This is a genomic window from Kribbella antibiotica, assembly GCF_004349055.1.
GTDB lineage: Bacteria > Actinomycetota > Actinomycetes > Propionibacteriales > Kribbellaceae > Kribbella > Kribbella antibiotica.
In genome coordinates, this window is the sequence record NZ_SMKX01000184.1 from 1 (window position 1) to 16,551 (window position 16,551).

Sequence of the window (16,551 nt, forward strand, 5' to 3'; positions counted from 1 at the left end):
GGGCTGAGGAGGGCGGGGTGGAAGAGGCCACAAGCCAGCGCCAAAGCGGGTCGCGTCCGAACGTACGCCAACCAGGCTCACCTGGGCTTCGGGCGTAGGGAACGAGCGGCGGCGTACGGACGGCGGAGTGGTTCTGAGAAAGTTCACGTATGAAACTTTCTCTGCGCGTGATCCTCTGGGTGTACGTCGTGTTCAACCTTTTGCAGGCTGTGGTCCTCACCTTCGACCCGGAGCTCACCGACCGCGCCTACCTCGGCGGGTTGATGACGCCGACCCGGCAGTTCCAGTGGTACTCCGTGGCCGGCTATCACGTCGTGATCATCGCCGTCACGATCATCGCGATGACGCTGCCCCGGGCGGTCGACCGACGCAAGCTCATCCTCGTCAACGCGTTCATGTATCTGCTGTGGGACGCGACCTCGCAGCTCGCCTATTGGGGTCACAAGATCGGCATGGCCACCTCGGACCTCATCACCAACGCGGGTGTCAGCATCGTCACCGCCCTGATCCTCTTCGCCGTGGCTTACTTCGACCGCGACCCGGTGACACCCGCACCGAACTGACCGAGGCCGAAAGGCACGACCAGGAGACTGTGTCAGTTCTTCTGCGGGTGCATACCTGAGTGGTGGTGGGGCACCAGTCAGGCAGGTTGCCAACAGCCGCGCGCGGAAGGTGGTTGCCTAGGTCGCGTGCGTTGCGACATCAGCGCACGCGACCGCCTTCCTCCGTTGAGCTGGAGTGGAAGAGTGCTGCGCGGGCGGCGTTGGAGCCGCAGGCGCCGTGGACGCCGCCGCCGGGGTGGGCGGAGGCGGAGGCCAGATAGAGGGATTTGATGGCCGTCTCGGCGCGCCCGAGGCCCGGCATCGGCCGGAGGAACAGTTCCTGGCGCAGGCCCGACGTACCGCCGTTGACGGCACCGCCGACCAGGTTGGCGTTGCGGCGCTCGAGCTCAACTGGACTGAGGATGCGGCGCGCGGTGATCTGCTCGGTGAATCCGGGGGCGAATTGCTCGACCCGGGCCTGCATTCGGTCGGCCATCACTTCGGCCTCGGCGTCGTCCCAGCGGCCGGTCAGCTGTCCACCGGCGTCGCCCCGGGTCTGCTGCGGAACATGCGTGTAGGCCCAGGCTGACTCGGTGCCGGCCGGGGATCGGGAAGGGTCGGCTGTTGTCATATGTCCCATCAGCAGGAACGGCCGATCCGGGATCTGCCCGGCGGTCAACTGCTTCGACCAGCGGCGCAGATCCGCCACCGAGTCCGCGAGGTGCACTGTTCCCGGGGCCAGCTCGGGCTGCACTTGCCAGGGGATGGGTGAGTTCAGCGCCCAGTCGACCTTGATCGTGCCGGGGTCCCATCGGAACGCCCGCAAGCGCTGCTGCACGTGCCCCGGCAGATCCTCGCGGGGGATGAGTTCCCGGTACAGCGCCGGTGCAGACACATCCGCGAGCACAGCGCGACCGGCGGCGTACTCCGTCCCGTCAACAGTCCGTACGGCGACCGCCCGGCCGTCACGGATGACGATTCGGTCGACCCGCGCCTGGCAGACGACCGTGCCGCCGCGGGCAGCGAATCGGTCGGCCAGCGCTTGTGACAGCTTCCCGGCGCCGCCCCGCGGTACGGGGTAGCCGTGTTGCTGGGCGATCATCACCAGCAGCCACCCCATCAACCCAGAGCCCGGCGCTGTCGGGGCGATGTCCGCGTGCTGCGAGTTCGTTGCCATCAGCATCTTCGCGGCCTCGCCGGTGAACCGCCGGTTGCCAACCCATTGGGTCGGTCCAAGGAGGAGTTGCAGGCGCTTCAGACCCCGTGCTCCCAACAGCTCCCGCAGTACGCCGATCCCAGCGCGAACTGGCGGAAAGGGGCTGAGCAGGGCGTCGAGAACGGCCGGTCCGACGCGCTCCCAGTCGCCGTACAGGTCGAGCCAGGCCTGACCGTCGCCTGGCTGCAACGCATCGAGGGCCGCGGCGGTGTCGGCCGGCTCGGGGTGCACGAGAGCCCACCCGCCAGTGGACAACGGGTTGCCGACCGGAGACGGAGCGTTCGACCACTCAAGCCCGTAATCACTGAGGTTCAGCTTCCGGATCGTCGGCGACACCGCGGCCAGCGGGTAGAACGAACTGAACGTGTCATGCACGAAGGCCGGATCAACGTCGGTCGAGCTCCGGACCGCGCCGCCGACCGCATCGTTGGCCTCGAGCAGTGTGACGTCCCACCCGGCGTCGATCAGAAGGTTCGCCGCAACCAGCCCGTTCGGACCGGCCCCGACGACGACCGCATCAGTCACGAACTGTCCCCCCGGCGGTTGAGCAGCGTGTGGGTGCCATCACACAGTGGCGCGATAGCGGAGCGGCCACAGCGACAGAGTGCGATCGTACGGCGGTCGTGGGGGACGGGACGGCCGTCCTCGTCGAGGAGTTCGAAGTCGCCGCGGACCAGGATCGGGCCGTCGGGGTAGGCGCGGATCACGGTGGCGGGGTCCTCGGCGTTCGTCGTCATACCTGCCCAGTACCCACCGCCTATCCGGTTCTGCGCAGGCCGGTTTCTGCGTGGGGTACCGGTGCGCAGCTTGTTGAAACGAGGAGACAGACATGCAATTGCCACCCCCGCGAGGACCACTCAGCGGTTGGTTGATCAGTCGGCTCGCGGGCCGTCGTACCGATGAGGCCGTGGTCGGCGGATCGGATCACCCTTGTACGGACGGTGATCTGCAGCTCGCGCTGTGGGTCGCGTACGAGCTCCAGTATCGCGGCTTCGAGGACGCTGTCGTCGACGGTCAGTGGGACCCGGAGATCATTGCCTTCCGCACCCGGTTGGAGGAGCCGTGGACAGCCTGGCTGGAGGCGAACGGCCGGACGACGCCGAGCGGCGTACCGGTCGCGGAGCAGTTGCGGGCGTTGATCGACGCCGATGACGGGCCAAAACTCTCGGCCTATCTGCGGCGGCATGCGACCGTGGATTAATTCCGCCAGTTCGTCCTGAATCGCTCGATCTACCAGTTGAAGGAGGCCGATCCGCACAGCTTCGGCATCGCGCGGCTGGGCGGCGCGGCGAAGGCCGCGCTGGTGGAGATCGAGTCCGACGAGTACGGCGGCGGCCGGGTCGATCGCATGCATTCGGAGCTGTTCCGGACCACGATGCGCTGGCTCGACCTGAACGATGTCTATGGCCACTATGTGCCGGAGGTTCCGGCGGTCACGCTGGCGATCTCGAACGTGATGTCGCTGTTCGCGATGCATCAACGCTGGACGCCCGCGCTGCTCGGTCACCTGGCCGCGCTAGAGATGACCTCGACACTGCCGAACCGCCAGTACGCCGCCGGCGCAGCCCGCCTCGGCGCCACCGATGCGGAGGCGCGCTACTTCACCGAACATGTCGAGGCGGACGCCGTCCACGAGCAGATCGCCGCGCACGACCTCTGTGGTAGCTACGTGAGCGACCATCCGGACGCGATCGGCGATGTCCTGTTCGGAGCCAGCTGCTCACTCGTAGTGGACAACTTGTTCGCCGAATACCTGCTGACGAGCTGGCACGCGCCCGCGCGCACACTGCGCGCAGGCTAAAGCAGGGTGTGTACGCCGGGACGTGTGGGGGCACGGGGAGGTCATGCGACTGACGGAGACAGCCGATGTCTGGTGGAAGAACGCGGTGATCTATTGCCTCGATGTCGAGACCTTCTTCGACACCGACGGTGATGGGATCGGCGACCTGCGAGGTGTCGGGCAGCGGATCGACCACCTGGCTGATCTTGGGGTCACGTGTCTGTGGCTGATGCCGTTCTATCCGACGCCGGACCGCGACGACGGGTATGACATCACCGACTTCTACGGGGTGGATCCGCGGTTGGGCACGCATGGCGATCTGGTTGAGCTGATCACGCTGGCCCAGGACCGCGGGATCCGGGTGATCGCGGATCTGGTCGTCAACCACACGTCGGATCAGCACCCGTGGTTTCGGAGTGCGCGTGCGTCGCGAGAGTCGCCGTACCGGGGGTGGTATGTGTGGCGCGACGAGCCGCCGGCGAACCAGCACGAGGGCGTTGTCTTCCCCGATCAGGAGACGAGCCTGTGGGAGTACGACGACGCGGCGGGACAGTATTACCTGCACCAGTTCTACAAGCATCAGCCGGATCTCAACATCGCGAACGCCGAGGTGCGGGAGGAAATCCAGCGCATCATCGGGTTCTGGTCGCAGGTCGGCATCTCGGGCTTCCGGGTGGACGCCGTACCGTTCCTGCTGGACACGACCGGTGCCGTCGACGCGGGCAATCTGCCCGATCCGCATGACTATTTGCGCGACCTGCGGGCGTTCCTCGAGCGCCGGCGGAGTCAGTCGATGCTGCTCGGCGAGGTCAACCTGGAGTACCCCGACGTACGGCGCTTCTTCGGTGACGAGGACGGCGACGAACTCACGATGTGCTTCGACTTCATCGGGATGCAGCGGATGTATCTCTCGCTGGCGCGCAACGATCCGGCCGAACTGGTGAAGGCCCTGCGCGAGCGCCCGCCGGCCGCTGAGCAGGGCCAGTGGGGGACGTTCGTCCGCAACCACGACGAGCTGACACTGGACAAGCTCTCAGAAGCCGAGCGGCAGGAGGTCTTCGCCGCCTTCGGCCCGGACAAGGACATGCAGGTTTACGGCCGCGGACTACGCCGGCGGCTGCCGCCGATGCTCGGCAACGACCAGACCCGGCTGAAGATGGTCTATAGCCTGCTGTTCTCACTGCCCGGTACGCCGGTGCTCTTCTACGGCGACGAGATCGGCATGGGGGAGAACCTCGCGATCGAAGGACGCGGCGCGGTCCGCTCGCCGATGCAGTGGACCGATGGCCCGAACGGCGGTTTCTCCCCAGCCGCTCCGCCGCATCTCGCCGCGCCGGTCACTGAAGGCGAGTTCGGCCCCGAGCACGTCAACGTGGCCGCGCAACGCCGTGACCCGGATTCGTTGCTCAACTGGATCAAGCTGCTGGTACGGCGCTATCGCGAGTGCCCGGAACTGTCCTGGGGCGACTGCACGATCCTCGAGCACGACGCCACCGCGGTGCTCGCGCATCGATCGGCGTACGAGGACGGGGTGGTCGTCACCGCGCACAACTTCAGTGCAGACAATGTTGAGGTCACGCTCAAGGTAGCGGACCCGGAAGCAGGTCTTCGCGCCGTTGACCTTCTCCGCGACGGCACCACCGATCTCGCCGAGGATGGGACCCTGCCGCTGAAGCTAGGGCCTCACGCCAGCCGTTGGCTGCGCATCGTCCGCCCGGGCGACCGCTACCTCATCTGACCGGGTGCCGGGCGCTGATGAGAGCGCCCGGCAGCAGGGGGTTAGGGCGTGACAGGGACGTTGGTCAGGCCGGATTTGGCGTTCTGGACGGTGTTGGAGGAGTAGACGATGTTGGGGTCGGCGGTGCATTTGGAGACCGACGAGATGTTGATGGCGTAGTTGCCGGCGCCGCCGAGGTTGGAGGCGTTGTTGCGCCAGATGTTGCCGCAGCCGTTCGGGAACGACGGGGTGGTGGAGGTGTTGTGGGTCTCGTAGCCGTTCGCGAAGGTGCCGGGGGAGGAGAAGGTCCCGGTGTTGTTCTCGATGACGTACTTGAAGCCCTTGACGTCGATCCACGAGTCGGCCGAGTTCTCGCCGGAGATGCCGCGGCCGTTGAAGGTGTTGCCGCGGATGATCCCGCCGGTCGTTCCCTCCTTCACGTCGATCGGTTCGGCGGCGATGTTCGGGCCGATGTGGTTGTCGAGCACCTGCACGCGGTCGGACTTGTCGACGCCGCCGGTGTTGCCGTGACAGCTCCAGTTGGAGTTGGCCGAGCCGATGTACACGCCCTCGCCGTACCCCTTCTGCACCAGGCCCGCATCGGTGACGGTGGAGTTCTTGATGACGCCGTCGGCCGACGAGCGGCGGAAGTGGACGCCCTCCTCATCGGTGTGATGGACCGATACCCCGTCGATGGTGACGTGGTGCGAGTTGTCCAGCACGATCCCCTTCTTGGAGTCCTGCACGGTGAAGCCGGTCAGCTTCCAGTACGGCGCTCCGAACAGCCACAGCCCGTAGCCGGAATCCCAGCCGGCTGTCGGCGCCGGACACGACGGCGCGTCTCCGGTCGGCCCGTCATTGATCAGTACGGCGGACGCCGGCCCGGTCAGCGTGATCGGCGCCGACGCAGTTCCGGGCCGCTGAGTGACGAAGGAGCCGTGGTATTGCCCGGCCGCGAGGCGGATCGTCTGGCCCGGTTGGGCATTCGCCAGTGCCGTTTGCAGCTGGGCAGCTGTCGACACGTCGACCGCGGTGCCGCCACCACCTCCACCACCGCCGACGAGTGTGCCGTAGACCTCGAATTCGAACAGCGAGTACCCGTACGCCGTACCGCGCGCGGTGCCGTTGATTCGCACGTACCGGGCGGTTCCGGTCACCGGGATCTCGTCGGTTCCGCCGTTGCCGGTCGTCGTGGAGAAGGCGTTCGACCAGTTGGTGCCATTCGCCGAGACCTGGACCTGATACCCCTTGCCGTAGGCAGCCTCCCAGTTCAACTTCACCCGGGTCAGGTTCGCGGAAGCTCCGAGGTCGACCTGAATCCACTCGGCGTTGGAGCCTTCCTTGGACGCCCAGCGAGAGGTGGCAACGCCGTCAACGGCCTTCCCTGCGGCGAAGGTGCTGCTCTCGGATGACGACGCTGTCGCCGGCTTTCCGCGGGACAGCAGCGTCTCCGATCCGCCACCACCGGGCTGAGTCGTGGCGCTGACCGCGTTGCTTGCGCCCGACTGGTTGCCAGCAGCATCCTTCGCCCGGACGGTGTACGAGTACGTGGTGGCCGCGGCCAGACCCGTGTCGGTGTAGGTGGTGCCGGTGCTGGTTCCGACGATCACTCCATTGCGCAGTACGTCGTACCCGGTGACGCCGACGTTGTCCGTTGCTGCGTTCCAGGTCAGCGCCGCGCTGCTCGACGTTGTGGAGGCGACCTGCAGACCGGACGGCGTACTGGGCGCGGTGGTGTCGTCGGGATTCCCGCCGCCCGGGTTCCGCAGGAACAGCGAGCCCGAGGCGTCGGTGCGAGACGCGTTGACGCCGCCGTTCGGCTGGGTGTAGTCGGCTGTCTCTCGGCTGGCCCAGTCAGGGATGGTCACGCCGTTCACCGCGAGGTGCTGGAACTTCGTCGGGTCGGCCGAGCTACTACCGAACTGGTAGAGCCGCTGCCGGTCCGGATAGAAGCTCTGGTACGCGCCATTCGCGGTGGTCTGCTTGCTGAGCGCGTTGTTGTAGACGACGTTCTGCGGACCGCTGGAGCCGGACCACTTGACCGCCTTCGGGCCGGCGGCCCACCAGATCGGCCACCAGGTGGAATCGTCCGGTACGTCGCCACCCTCGTCACCGCAGTTGCTCTGACAGTTCTTCGACGAGTGCTCGAACGGGACCTTGACGGTGTTGTTCTCGAACAGGTTGCGCCGCTCCCAGCCACCGTGGACGTTCAGGTCGGAGTCGAAGTCGTTGCCGACGGCCACGTTGTCCGACGCGGACCACTGGAAGGTGAAGTGCCGCAGGTTCCGGGTGGTGTTGTAGGCGTAGAGCGAGTCCCAGACGCGGGAGCCGCGTAGGTAGCCGTTGCCCCCCTTGCCCTTGTTCCACGCGCCGTCCAGATGGGACTCCTGGACCTGGATGTTCTTCGCGCTCTCGGTGACGATCGGGTGCGAGCCGGTCATCTCGGTGCCGACCCGGCGGATCCAGGTGTTGACCGCCCACTTCAAGACGATGCCGTGCATCTCGTACTCGGGCGCCATGTTGCCGTAGTTGTGAACGGCGTCGGCCTTGTTCAGGTTGTAGGTCCCACCGGCCAGCTTCGGCAGACCGGCCATGTCCTGGGTGATGGTCAGATCCTCGATACCGACTCCGAGGATCGGCTTCAGCGGCGTCACCCGGCTCGGGTAGACGGTGCCGCCGATCGCCGCCGAGCCGTCCGCGGTGGAGTTCAGCGGGAGGTCGTACTCGAGGGGTTTGTCGATCGTCAGGTTCCGCCCGGCAGCATCGACCGCGGTGATCTGGAAGATCTGCTGGCGCATGTGCAGATTCGTGTACTTCGTCGCGTCGGTGACGGTCTGCTGCTGGTAGAACTTCGCCGAGTTCGCCGCACCGACCCAGAGGTAGTTGCCGGCCGTGAAGAGCGCCATGTTCGCGTTGGTCGCCAGCTTGATCTGAGTGGTGCCGATGGCCGAACCTTCGCGCAGCGGCAAGCCGCTGGCCCAGTGCTGGTTGACGCTTCCTTCGAAGAGATCCTTCCGGTTCGCGGGCGCCGAGGCATAGTCGGCGGCGTACTTGGGCGCGACCTCACGGCTCTGGACCCGGAACAGACCGCGACCGGGCCAGATCCACCCGCTCGACCCGGCGCCGTGGGTCATCCCGTCCTTGTCCCAGTCACTGCCATCAGCGGTGAGCTTGTCGTACCGGGTGTTGGTGTCCGGCCGGAAGACCAGGACGGTCCGCCCCTCTCCGGCTCCCTTGATCAGCAGGTAGCTTGCGTCGAGGCCGAGTTGCCGAGAGACCGCGATGCGCCCCTCCGGCAAGGTGATCTGCGAGAGCTTGTTGTACCCGGCCGATGGCGTGCACTGCGTGCGGATCGCGTCGATGGCCGCCTGCAACCCGGTGGTCGCGTCACTGCCGTCGGCGCGTACGCCGTACTGGGAGGCGAGCTCTGCGGCGGTCACCTGGCAGTTCGCGTCGGGGTTGATGTCAGCAGGACCGGGCAGCGGTGCGCCGCCGCGGTAGCCGGCCTTGCTCCAGTCGGGCAGGCCGGCGATGGGCGCGCGGCGATTCGCGCTGGTCAGATCCGGAATCGCAGCAGCCTCAGCCGCAGGAACTGCCGGTACGGCGTCCGCCATGGTGACGGTGGTCAGCAGACCGGCGAGCAGCGCGAGCGCGCCGGTCGCGGCGAGCCGCTTTCGATGGGTGGGTAGTGGCATGACAGGGGCCTCCTGGCGGGGCGAGGGAAGCGCTTTCCCGAACATCAAATGACTGATAGGAAAGTTTCTTAACGATTGGGGGGGAGGCTAGACCGCCGAGGTGCGCCCCGGCAAGACCTCAGGAGCGGGTGGATTGCTAGCAGTCACTGATCATCGACTGCCCGGCATATTTCGGCGAAAGAATTCAGTCGCCCGGAAGAAAGTTTCCCAAACCCTATCGTCCGGTACCGGAGTGGACGTATCGTTTCGGTGCGCGCACATCACTTCACTACCGCCCCAGTGAACGGAAGTCCGCCCATGCCCACTATTACTGTCCGCGTTGTTTCCGTATTTCTCGGAATAGGCGCGCTGATGACACCCGCCGTACCGGCCGTTGCCGCGTCGTTGCCGACGGCCCACACGTGGAACGACGTGGTCGCCCAGGTCGGTGCGCCCACCTCCGCTGACAATCCCCTTCGTTGCTTCGGGCTCGAGGAACTGACCTACTGCCTCGGTTTCGGATTCGTCGACAAGTTGCCCACCGCTGCCCAACTGGGTAAGGACACGTCGGTCGCCGAGAATGCGACCGGTGCGCAGTCCCCGCAGCAGTTCGCGGCCGCACGCGCCGCAATGCCGAAGGAAACGCGGCTCAACGCCGAGCTCACCGAGCTGCGCTCCGCCTGGGACGGCCGAGCCAAAGCCCGGACCCTGGCCGGCGGCGGTGCCGGCGTGGCCCAGGTCGTGGCGGCACCGGACTCCAAATACATCATGGCCGGCTATGCGGTCGACCAGGAGAAGGGCTACTGGTGTGGCCCGGCGACGTTCCAGTCGATCGACTGGGCCGACGACGATCAGAAGGACACCCAGACGTCATGGGCCTCCGACCTCGGCACGACGACGTCCGGTACGTCGATCACCGCGATGGTCCAGCAGACGAACGCGAAGACCGACTGGGATGTTGCCGCCGGCGCCTATATCGTCCAGAGCGTTTCGAGCTGGACGGCGTCGACCTTCCTCAATGTCCACCAAAGTCACCTCGGTGACGGTTCGCCGGCGCCGATCATCGAGCACCCGCAACTGCTGAAGCGGTACTTCCCGTACCTTGCCTTCGATCACAGCGGTCATTTCCAGGTCGGCCGCGGCTACAACCAGACGACGAACACGATCGGCATCTTCGAGGTCTTCAACGAACGCCGGTTCAACAGCAACGGCAACATCACCGACGGCCCGAAGAACATTCCGGCCTCGGCCATGCTGAACGCCACGCTCGCCAACCAGTTCCAGAACATCGGTCTCTAGCTCGATGCGCCGGCCCGGAGTGGTCGCGGTGACGATGGCCGTGACCGCGATCCTCGGTGCCTGCTCGGGATCGCCTTCCGCCCAACCGGAAGGCGATCCCTCGGCCGCCGCACCCAAGACCTCACCCACGACTTCAGTCACGCCTTCGCTCACACCCGCGCCGTCACTCACCCCCGCGCCCAAACCTCCGGCCAAACCGGTCTGGAAGAGTTTTCTGCGCCAGCCGGTCGACGGTCAGCATGTGGTCACCCAGCAACGCCGCTATCTCGTGACCCGCGCCAGCGATCAGGTCGGTACGACGACCATTGCCGCCCGCGCCGGCGGACGAACCGTCGTACGGCATGTGCCGCCGGCCGGTTTCGTCGCGCAGTCACCCGTGGTGATCGACGACCGGTGGGCGCTGATCCAGGAGATCCGCTCGGACGGTCCGGACCGCAAGATCCGTGCCTACCGTTATGACTTAGGCAGTGGAACAAAGACGGACCTCAGCCAGACGGCGTTGCCCCCGATCGCGGAGCCGGAGATCGGCGCGTACGACGGAACGTTCGCCTACAGCACCACTGATCGCCAGAAGCGATCGTGTCTGGTGATCGCAACGCTCGACTCGCTCAAGGCTCGCACTGTTACCTGTGTCGACGATCCGGCCTACATCGCCGATCCGGTGGTGTCGGCGGATGCGGTGACCTTCAGCCAGATCGCCGACCCGCAGACCCCGAGCCGCTGCAAGCGCCTCTTCACCGTTCCGCTCGCCGGTGGTCAGCCGCGCGCCGTACCGGCTGTTGCCAAGTGCATCCAGTGGAGTGGCGCAACGTTGCGTGGGGCAACGATCTGGTCGGAGGTGAGTTCGACCGACCCTGATCAGTACCAGAGCAAGGCTTATCTGCGGGAAACCGCCGACGCGGCGCAACGCCCCCTCGGGAACATTGCGACGGACACCATCGTGCCGTGCGGGGAGTGGATCTACTGGCAGGTCAGAACCGTCCGTGACGGCGGCGAGCGGTTCCAGCTCGACCGTTGGCAGTCCGGTCGATCGCGCCCGGAGACGATCTATTCGGCGCCGGCGGACGCCGCCGTGACGGCGCCGACCTGCCAGGACGGCATCCCGGTGATCGAGGTCGCGCACCTCGGCGCCAAGCCGACGTACACCGAGGCCCTCCAATTGCGGTGAGCCCTTGACTGTTAGGAAACTTTATATACGGTGACTTCTTAATATAACTGGAGAAAGTTACCCGGAGGCATCATGATCCGCCCCAGATCACGCGTCCTGCTGTTCGCACTCCTCGCTCTCCTGGTCCCCTTCCTGGTCGCGCCGCCCGCGACAGCGGCCGGATCAGTGACCGCGACGTACGCCCTGACCGGTGAGTGGGACGGCAACTTCCAGGCCGCCTACACCGTCACGAACGGCACCGCGGCCACCATCAGCTCCTGGCGGGTCGAGTTCGATCTCGCGGCCGGAACCAACATCAGCAGCTCGTGGGACTCGGTCGTGACGCGCACCGGGAATCACATCGTCGCCGCGAACGCGAACTGGAACGCTCCGCTGGCCGCCGGGCAGTCCGCCACCTTCGGGTTCATTGCCAAGGGTCCCGCGCGCCCCGCGAACTGCCGGGTCAACGGCGGCCTTTGTGAGGGTGGAGCCGGTGACACGAGCGCGCCGACCGTGCCCGCCAACTTCCGGGTTACCGCGACCAGCACCAGTACGATTTCCCTTGCCTGGAACGTATCCACTGACAACATTGGCGTCACCGGGTACGACGTCTACTCCGGCAGCACGCAGCTGATCACCACCGACGCGACTACCGGTACGGTCGGGGGACTCAACCCGGGAACCGCCTACACGTTCACCGTGAAGGCTCGCGATGCCGCCGGGAACTCGTCACCGGCCAGCAACTCGGTCACCGCGACAACCGTTGCCGGTCCGGCGGGCTCGCTGGTGCCAGTGGCGCCGTACGTCGATATGGGTGCTTGGCCGACGCCGTCCCTGACTGCGATGGCCACCGCCGGGAACCTGCGCTCGTTCACACTCGGATTCGTCACCGGCTCTGGCGGTTGCAAGGCGAGCTGGTTCGGCGCCTACGACCCGCGGACCGGCTGGGGCAAGGACCAGATCGACGCGATTCGGGCCCGCGGCGGTGACGTCAAGATCTCCTTCGGCGGCGCGGCCGGCAGCGAACTGGCCCAGGTGTGCCCGACCGCCCAGGCGACCGCAACGGAGTACCAGGCCGTCGTCGACGCCTACCAACTGCGCTACCTCGACCTGGACATCGAAGGCGGCGCGGCCGCCGACCCGGCCTCGATCGCCCGTCGCTCCCAGGCCCTGTCGATCCTTCAAACGAACCGTCCCGCGCTGAAGATCTCGCTGACCCTCCCGGTCCTCCCGGAAGGCCTCGACGCGAATGGCTTCGCAGTCCTCAAGTCGGCCCGCGACAACGGCATCAAGCTCGACGTCGTGAACATCATGGCGATGGACTACAACCGCTCCGCCGGCAACTACGGCGACTTCGCCGTCCAGGCCGCGCAGAGCACCTTCACCCAGATCAAGTCACTCTGGCCGTCCCTCACCGACGCCCAAGCCTGGCTCAAGGTCGGCGTCACCCCCATGCTCGGCAAGAACGACGACGGCGGCACCTTCAACCAGGCCCACTCCACCCAGCTGGTGAACTTCGCTCGCAGCAAGCACCTGGGCATGCTCTCCTTCTGGGAAATGACCCGAGACCGCAACGCCTGCAACGGCACCCTCGTCAACTGCACCAACGTCCCACAGACGCCGTACGAGTTCAGCAAGCTCTTCGCCGGCTACACCGGCTGAGCGTCGCTAGGCGTGGCGGTCGAATCCGGCGATCCGCAGCAGCGGATCCACGGCGTCGATCGCCACAACGCGAGCACCGTCGTTCGCGGTGGACACGATCACCCCAACGACCTCGTCGAGATCGTTGAAGACTGGTTGGCCGACGGACGACGGCGGTACGCGGAGGCTTGTCCCGAAGGTCTGAGGTTCGGCGGCGGATTCGAAGCGGTCGATCAGCCCGACCGCGTCGATTGTCCGGACGGGATCGCCGATGCCGACCAGCTTGGCGTAGCCCAGCTGCACCGGTACGACGTCGATCCCTTCGGCCAGCTGGAGAACAGCGAGGCCGTCGCCTGTCGACTGAACCTGCGCTGTCTGCGTGCTGCCGCCTTCGAGTTCCACCAGGACAGACTTCGCATCGCCGAGGCAGGACGCCGTTGTGACCATCAATCGCTGGTGCACGAGGAATCCGACGCCCGGTGGGGCGGCCTGGATTCGCACGAATGCGGCCGGCCGGGGTCCGGACGCGGTACGGCGAAGGGCCCGATAGCCGTCGTGATCGCCGGTCTCGGCGAGGCAGTGCGCGTAGCGGCGCAGATCGGCGGCGGACACCGGCGGCTCGGGATGCGCGGCGAGCGCCTGACGGTGGTCGCCGGCCGCGTAGTGGTTGCGGAATCGCTGCAGCGGATCGGGCTCGTTCAGGGCTTGCCGCACCAACAGTGCGTTCCACCGGGCGACCTTGGTGACCAGCTCGCGTAGCTCGTCGGTACGGGCCGTGAGCTCGTCGGTACGGCGCCTAGTCTCCGCAAGCTCGGCGTCTGGCCGCTGCACGTGGTCCAGGGCGGCGACCGCCGACTCGCGCACAGCCTGTCGGGCACGCTCAAGCTCAAGCTCGGTACGGCCGGTGTCGTTGAAGATCTCGATCAGCAGGCGCTGGGTTTCGGCGTCCTCAGTGCCAGGTGCGGCGCGATGCGTATCCCGCCGATGGCAGAACTCCTGCCAGGCAGCGGCGCTGTCGTCGTCCATGGTGGACTCGGCAGCTTCGCGCAACCGCTCCCGCAGCTCTGCCTCGTCCTGCTGTCGTTGCTCGAGCTCGCGTTGCCGGTCGTAGCGACGAGTCAGGTCGGCGATCTCGGCCGGCGACAGCAGGGTCGTGTCGGCGATCCGGATCGAGTTGGTCTGTCCCGTGGCCTGGTCCCGTGCGGTGACGGCGAGCACGCAGTCGGCGTCGATCTCGAACGTCACCTCGATCTTCGGGACACCCGCCTCGGCCGGTGGGAGGCCGGTCAGCATGAACTGCCCGATCCTGGACTCCCGGTCGAGCGCGCCGTTGAAGATCTCGACCCGTACGACGGTCTGGTTGTCGGCGTAGGTACTGAAGACCTGCGAGTACGTCGCCGGGATCATCGTGTTCGCCGGAACGAGTTCGGACAGCAGTTCGTGGTCGTGCTCGTCGCGAACCCGGATCCCCAGGGACAGGGGATTGACGTCGATGAGCAGGACGTCGTCCAGCGACCCGGCCCGCATCGCGGCCAGCAACGCGGCGCCGCTGGCAACTGCGGTCCGGGGATCGGACACGACTGTTCGGGTCATCCCGAACGCGGATTCCACGGCCTCCCGGACCAGCGGCGACAGCATCGGCCGGCCGATCAGAACCAGGTGCTTCGGCGGCGTGCGCGTCGTCGTACGGAAGTCTGCGCAGACCTTGTGCAGCCTGGCCAGTGGCTTGGCGAGAATGATCGCCAGCTCGGTTCGGCTCAGCTCCAGCGTGAGGTCGTCGGCGCCGATGCCGCGCAGCTCGTAGCTCGCGTGGTCCTGGGCGGACAGGTCGATCTTGAGGCTCTCCGCGGCGATCTCCAACCGGCGCCGCAGGGCGCCGCGAGCCGGTACGTCGATCCCTTGCCGCCGCAGCCGAGTCACCAGCGCGTCGGTGATCGCTGCGTCGAGGTCCTTGCTGCCGAACTGCGCATCGCCGCTGATCTCCTGCGCCTCGTAGACGTTGTCTCCGACGTCCACAAGGCTGATGTCGAGTGTGCCGGCGCCCAGGTCGACAACCGCGACGGCATCGGTGAGGCGGCGCTCGCGAGCAGCGGTGATACAAGCGACCGTTGGTTCGTGGACGAGCCGGACGAGGGTGACCTCGGCGATCCGGCAGGCCGAGCGGGTGGCTGCCTTCTGATTGTTCGTGAAGTACGCCGGAATTGTCACGACGACTCGTGGCCGGGGGAGCCGCAGGTCGTGGTTCTGCTCAGCCCAGGTCAGCCACTCGTCGCGCACCATGCCGAGCTCGGCGCGAGCCAGCTCCGCGACGCGACCGCGGACCTGCCCGGCCAGGAAGGTCTCGACCAGCCCGCGGGCATGCCGGACCAGTCGCGCGGCCACCTCTTCGGGCCGGTAGGAGTGGTCGCGGATTTTGTACACGGTGCCGCGGCCCATCCGCCGTTTGGCCGCGTCGATGTGCCCGACAAGCCACGGCATCAGCGTCTCCTCACCGGTCAGGCCGATGAGTTCGTTGCCTTCCCGGTCCAGACTCATCGTCGACGCGAAGTGCACCTGCCCCTTCCACGGACAGAACACCGGCTGCCGCGTCTCGGTGTCGTAGATGGCTGCCGCGCAGGTCGTCGTACCGAGATCGAAGCCCCAGATGTCGCTGTAGCGCCGGTCCACCTCACCGCGCGCCCGCGCCACCCACGCCTGCGCCCGTTCTTCGAATCGCTGCCGCTCCTTGGCATCCAGCCGATCGAGCGCTTGGCCAACTTCAGTTGCCCGGGGCAACGGGATCAGTCCGTCCGCGGTCAGCTGGCGCAGGCTCTCCACAGCCCGCGACGCCGAGCCGCGCGCCGCGAGCGCCACGAGACAGCGGTTCACCAACTCGTCATAGTCACCGGTACGACGCAGGCATTGCGCCAACCTGGGGTCCTCCGGGGCCTCGCCGCCGAGCCACCGCGTCAGGCAGACGGCGGCCGCGGCGAACTCACCGGCTGCCATGAACAACGACACCGCCCGCTCTGGCTCGTCGATCCGCTCGTACAGGCGTGCCGCACCGGCGAGGTCACCGCCGGCCTCGCACGACTCTGCCCGGGCGGCCAGTGCGTCGGGAGTGTCGTCGTTCCGCAACACCCGAACCGACTCGCCGTACTGCCCGGCCTGACGGAAGAGCTGATGGGCGCGGAAGTACTCAGCAGCGTTCTCTGCCTGGCGCGCCGCTCCAGCTAGGTCGTCCCGGATTTTTTGTTGCAAGTCGTGCAGACCGAGCCGCCCGGCCACCGTGAAGAGGGCGGTCAGCACATGTCCGTCCGCGTGACTGACCAACTCAGCTAGCCACGGCTCGTCCGCCGTACTCAGCGGGTAGCGCTCCGGCGGGATCTTGGCGTCGTACCGACGAACGAGCTCCGCGGCCTTGGGCGTGTCGACCCGCAACGCCAACTGCAATGCATACCCATAGTCCCGCGCGGCCCTCGCCGTCGGCTGCGCCCCGAACTCGGCCGCCAGCCGCTGGACCGCCCGAGCCAGTCGCCGTTCCGCGCCGCCTGCC

11 protein-coding genes are annotated in these 16,551 nt (G+C 66.9%); 7 read left to right on the forward strand and 4 right to left on the reverse strand.

Annotated features, from left to right (window positions below; translation table 11 throughout):
- Positions 1–149 precede the first annotated feature (149 nt).
- A complete protein-coding gene (locus tag E1263_RS37335; protein WP_132176271.1) occupies positions 150–563 on the forward strand; it encodes a hypothetical protein in 414 nt (137 codons plus the stop codon).
- A 139-nt stretch (positions 564–702) separates the two neighbouring features.
- On the opposite strand, the gene E1263_RS37340 is transcribed toward E1263_RS37335, so the two are convergent.
- Positions 703–2,283 (reverse strand): phytoene desaturase family protein, encoded by a 1,581-nt coding sequence (locus E1263_RS37340; protein ID WP_132176273.1) that lies wholly within the window; start codon positions 2,281–2,283, stop codon positions 703–705.
- Positions 2,280–2,495, reverse strand: a complete 216-nt coding sequence (locus tag E1263_RS37345; RefSeq protein WP_132176275.1) for a CDGSH iron-sulfur domain-containing protein — start codon at positions 2,493–2,495, stop codon at positions 2,280–2,282. Before E1263_RS37345 ends, E1263_RS37340 begins: the two co-directional genes overlap by 4 nt.
- Positions 2,496–2,587: 92 nt before the next feature.
- On the opposite strand from E1263_RS37345, the gene E1263_RS43420 reads away from it, so the two are divergent.
- From E1263_RS43420 to E1263_RS37355, 3 genes are read left to right on the forward strand one after another with little or no spacing between them, the layout of a single operon-like run.
- Complete coding sequence (locus E1263_RS43420) at positions 2,588–2,959, forward strand: hypothetical protein (protein WP_202869242.1); 372 nt, start codon at positions 2,588–2,590, stop codon at positions 2,957–2,959.
- A gap of 15 nt (positions 2,960–2,974) precedes the next feature.
- A complete protein-coding gene (locus E1263_RS43425) occupies positions 2,975–3,559 on the forward strand; it encodes an iron-containing redox enzyme family protein (protein WP_272949722.1) in 585 nt (194 codons plus the stop codon).
- A 43-nt stretch (positions 3,560–3,602) separates the two neighbouring features.
- Complete coding sequence (locus E1263_RS37355; RefSeq protein WP_132176277.1) at positions 3,603–5,276, forward strand: alpha-amylase family protein; 1,674 nt, start codon at positions 3,603–3,605, stop codon at positions 5,274–5,276.
- A 41-nt stretch (positions 5,277–5,317) separates the two neighbouring features.
- Here E1263_RS37355 and E1263_RS43885 read toward each other — a convergent pair whose 3' ends face one another.
- The gene (locus E1263_RS43885; RefSeq protein WP_238161897.1) at positions 5,318–8,950 is read right to left on the reverse strand and encodes a discoidin domain-containing protein; all 3,633 of its coding nucleotides are present in this window, start codon (positions 8,948–8,950) and stop codon (positions 5,318–5,320) included.
- 351 nt (positions 8,951–9,301) lie between these two features.
- Here E1263_RS43885 and E1263_RS37370 point away from each other — a divergent pair, with 351 nt between their 5' ends.
- The 3 genes from E1263_RS37370 to E1263_RS37380 all read left to right on the forward strand — a co-directional run bounded on the left by E1263_RS37370 (position 9,302) and on the right by E1263_RS37380 (position 13,037).
- Entirely contained in the window at positions 9,302–10,228 is a 927-nt protein-coding gene (locus E1263_RS37370) for a C39 family peptidase (protein WP_238161900.1), read from the forward strand.
- Between the two features lie 4 nt (positions 10,229–10,232).
- Positions 10,233–11,396 (forward strand): TolB-like translocation protein, encoded by a 1,164-nt coding sequence (locus tag E1263_RS37375; protein ID WP_238161903.1) that lies wholly within the window; start codon positions 10,233–10,235, stop codon positions 11,394–11,396.
- 72 nt (positions 11,397–11,468) lie between these two features.
- Entirely contained in the window at positions 11,469–13,037 is a 1,569-nt protein-coding gene (locus E1263_RS37380) for a cellulose binding domain-containing protein (RefSeq protein ID WP_132176281.1), read from the forward strand.
- Positions 13,038–13,043: 6 nt separating this feature from the next.
- Here E1263_RS37380 and E1263_RS37385 read toward each other — a convergent pair.
- Positions 13,044–16,551, reverse strand: a 3,508-nt coding sequence (locus E1263_RS37385) for an Hsp70 family protein (RefSeq protein ID WP_132176283.1), incomplete at its 5' end; no start/stop codon positions are given.

Coding starts and splice junctions, on each gene's coding strand:
- E1263_RS37335 (WP_132176271.1), top strand. CDS start 150: ATGAAACTTTCTCTGCGCGTGATCCTCTGGGTGTACGTCGTGTTCAAC.
- E1263_RS37345 (WP_132176275.1), bottom strand. CDS start 2,495: ATGACGACGAACGCCGAGGACCCCGCCACCGTGATCCGCGCCTACCCC.
- E1263_RS43420 (WP_202869242.1), top strand. CDS start 2,588: ATGCAATTGCCACCCCCGCGAGGACCACTCAGCGGTTGGTTGATCAGT.
- E1263_RS37355 (WP_132176277.1), top strand. CDS start 3,603: ATGCGACTGACGGAGACAGCCGATGTCTGGTGGAAGAACGCGGTGATC.
- E1263_RS43885 (WP_238161897.1), bottom strand. CDS start 8,950: ATGCCACTACCCACCCATCGAAAGCGGCTCGCCGCGACCGGCGCGCTC.
- E1263_RS37370 (WP_238161900.1), top strand. CDS start 9,302: ATGACACCCGCCGTACCGGCCGTTGCCGCGTCGTTGCCGACGGCCCAC.
- E1263_RS37375 (WP_238161903.1), top strand. CDS start 10,233: ATGCGCCGGCCCGGAGTGGTCGCGGTGACGATGGCCGTGACCGCGATC.
- E1263_RS37380 (WP_132176281.1), top strand. CDS start 11,469: ATGATCCGCCCCAGATCACGCGTCCTGCTGTTCGCACTCCTCGCTCTC.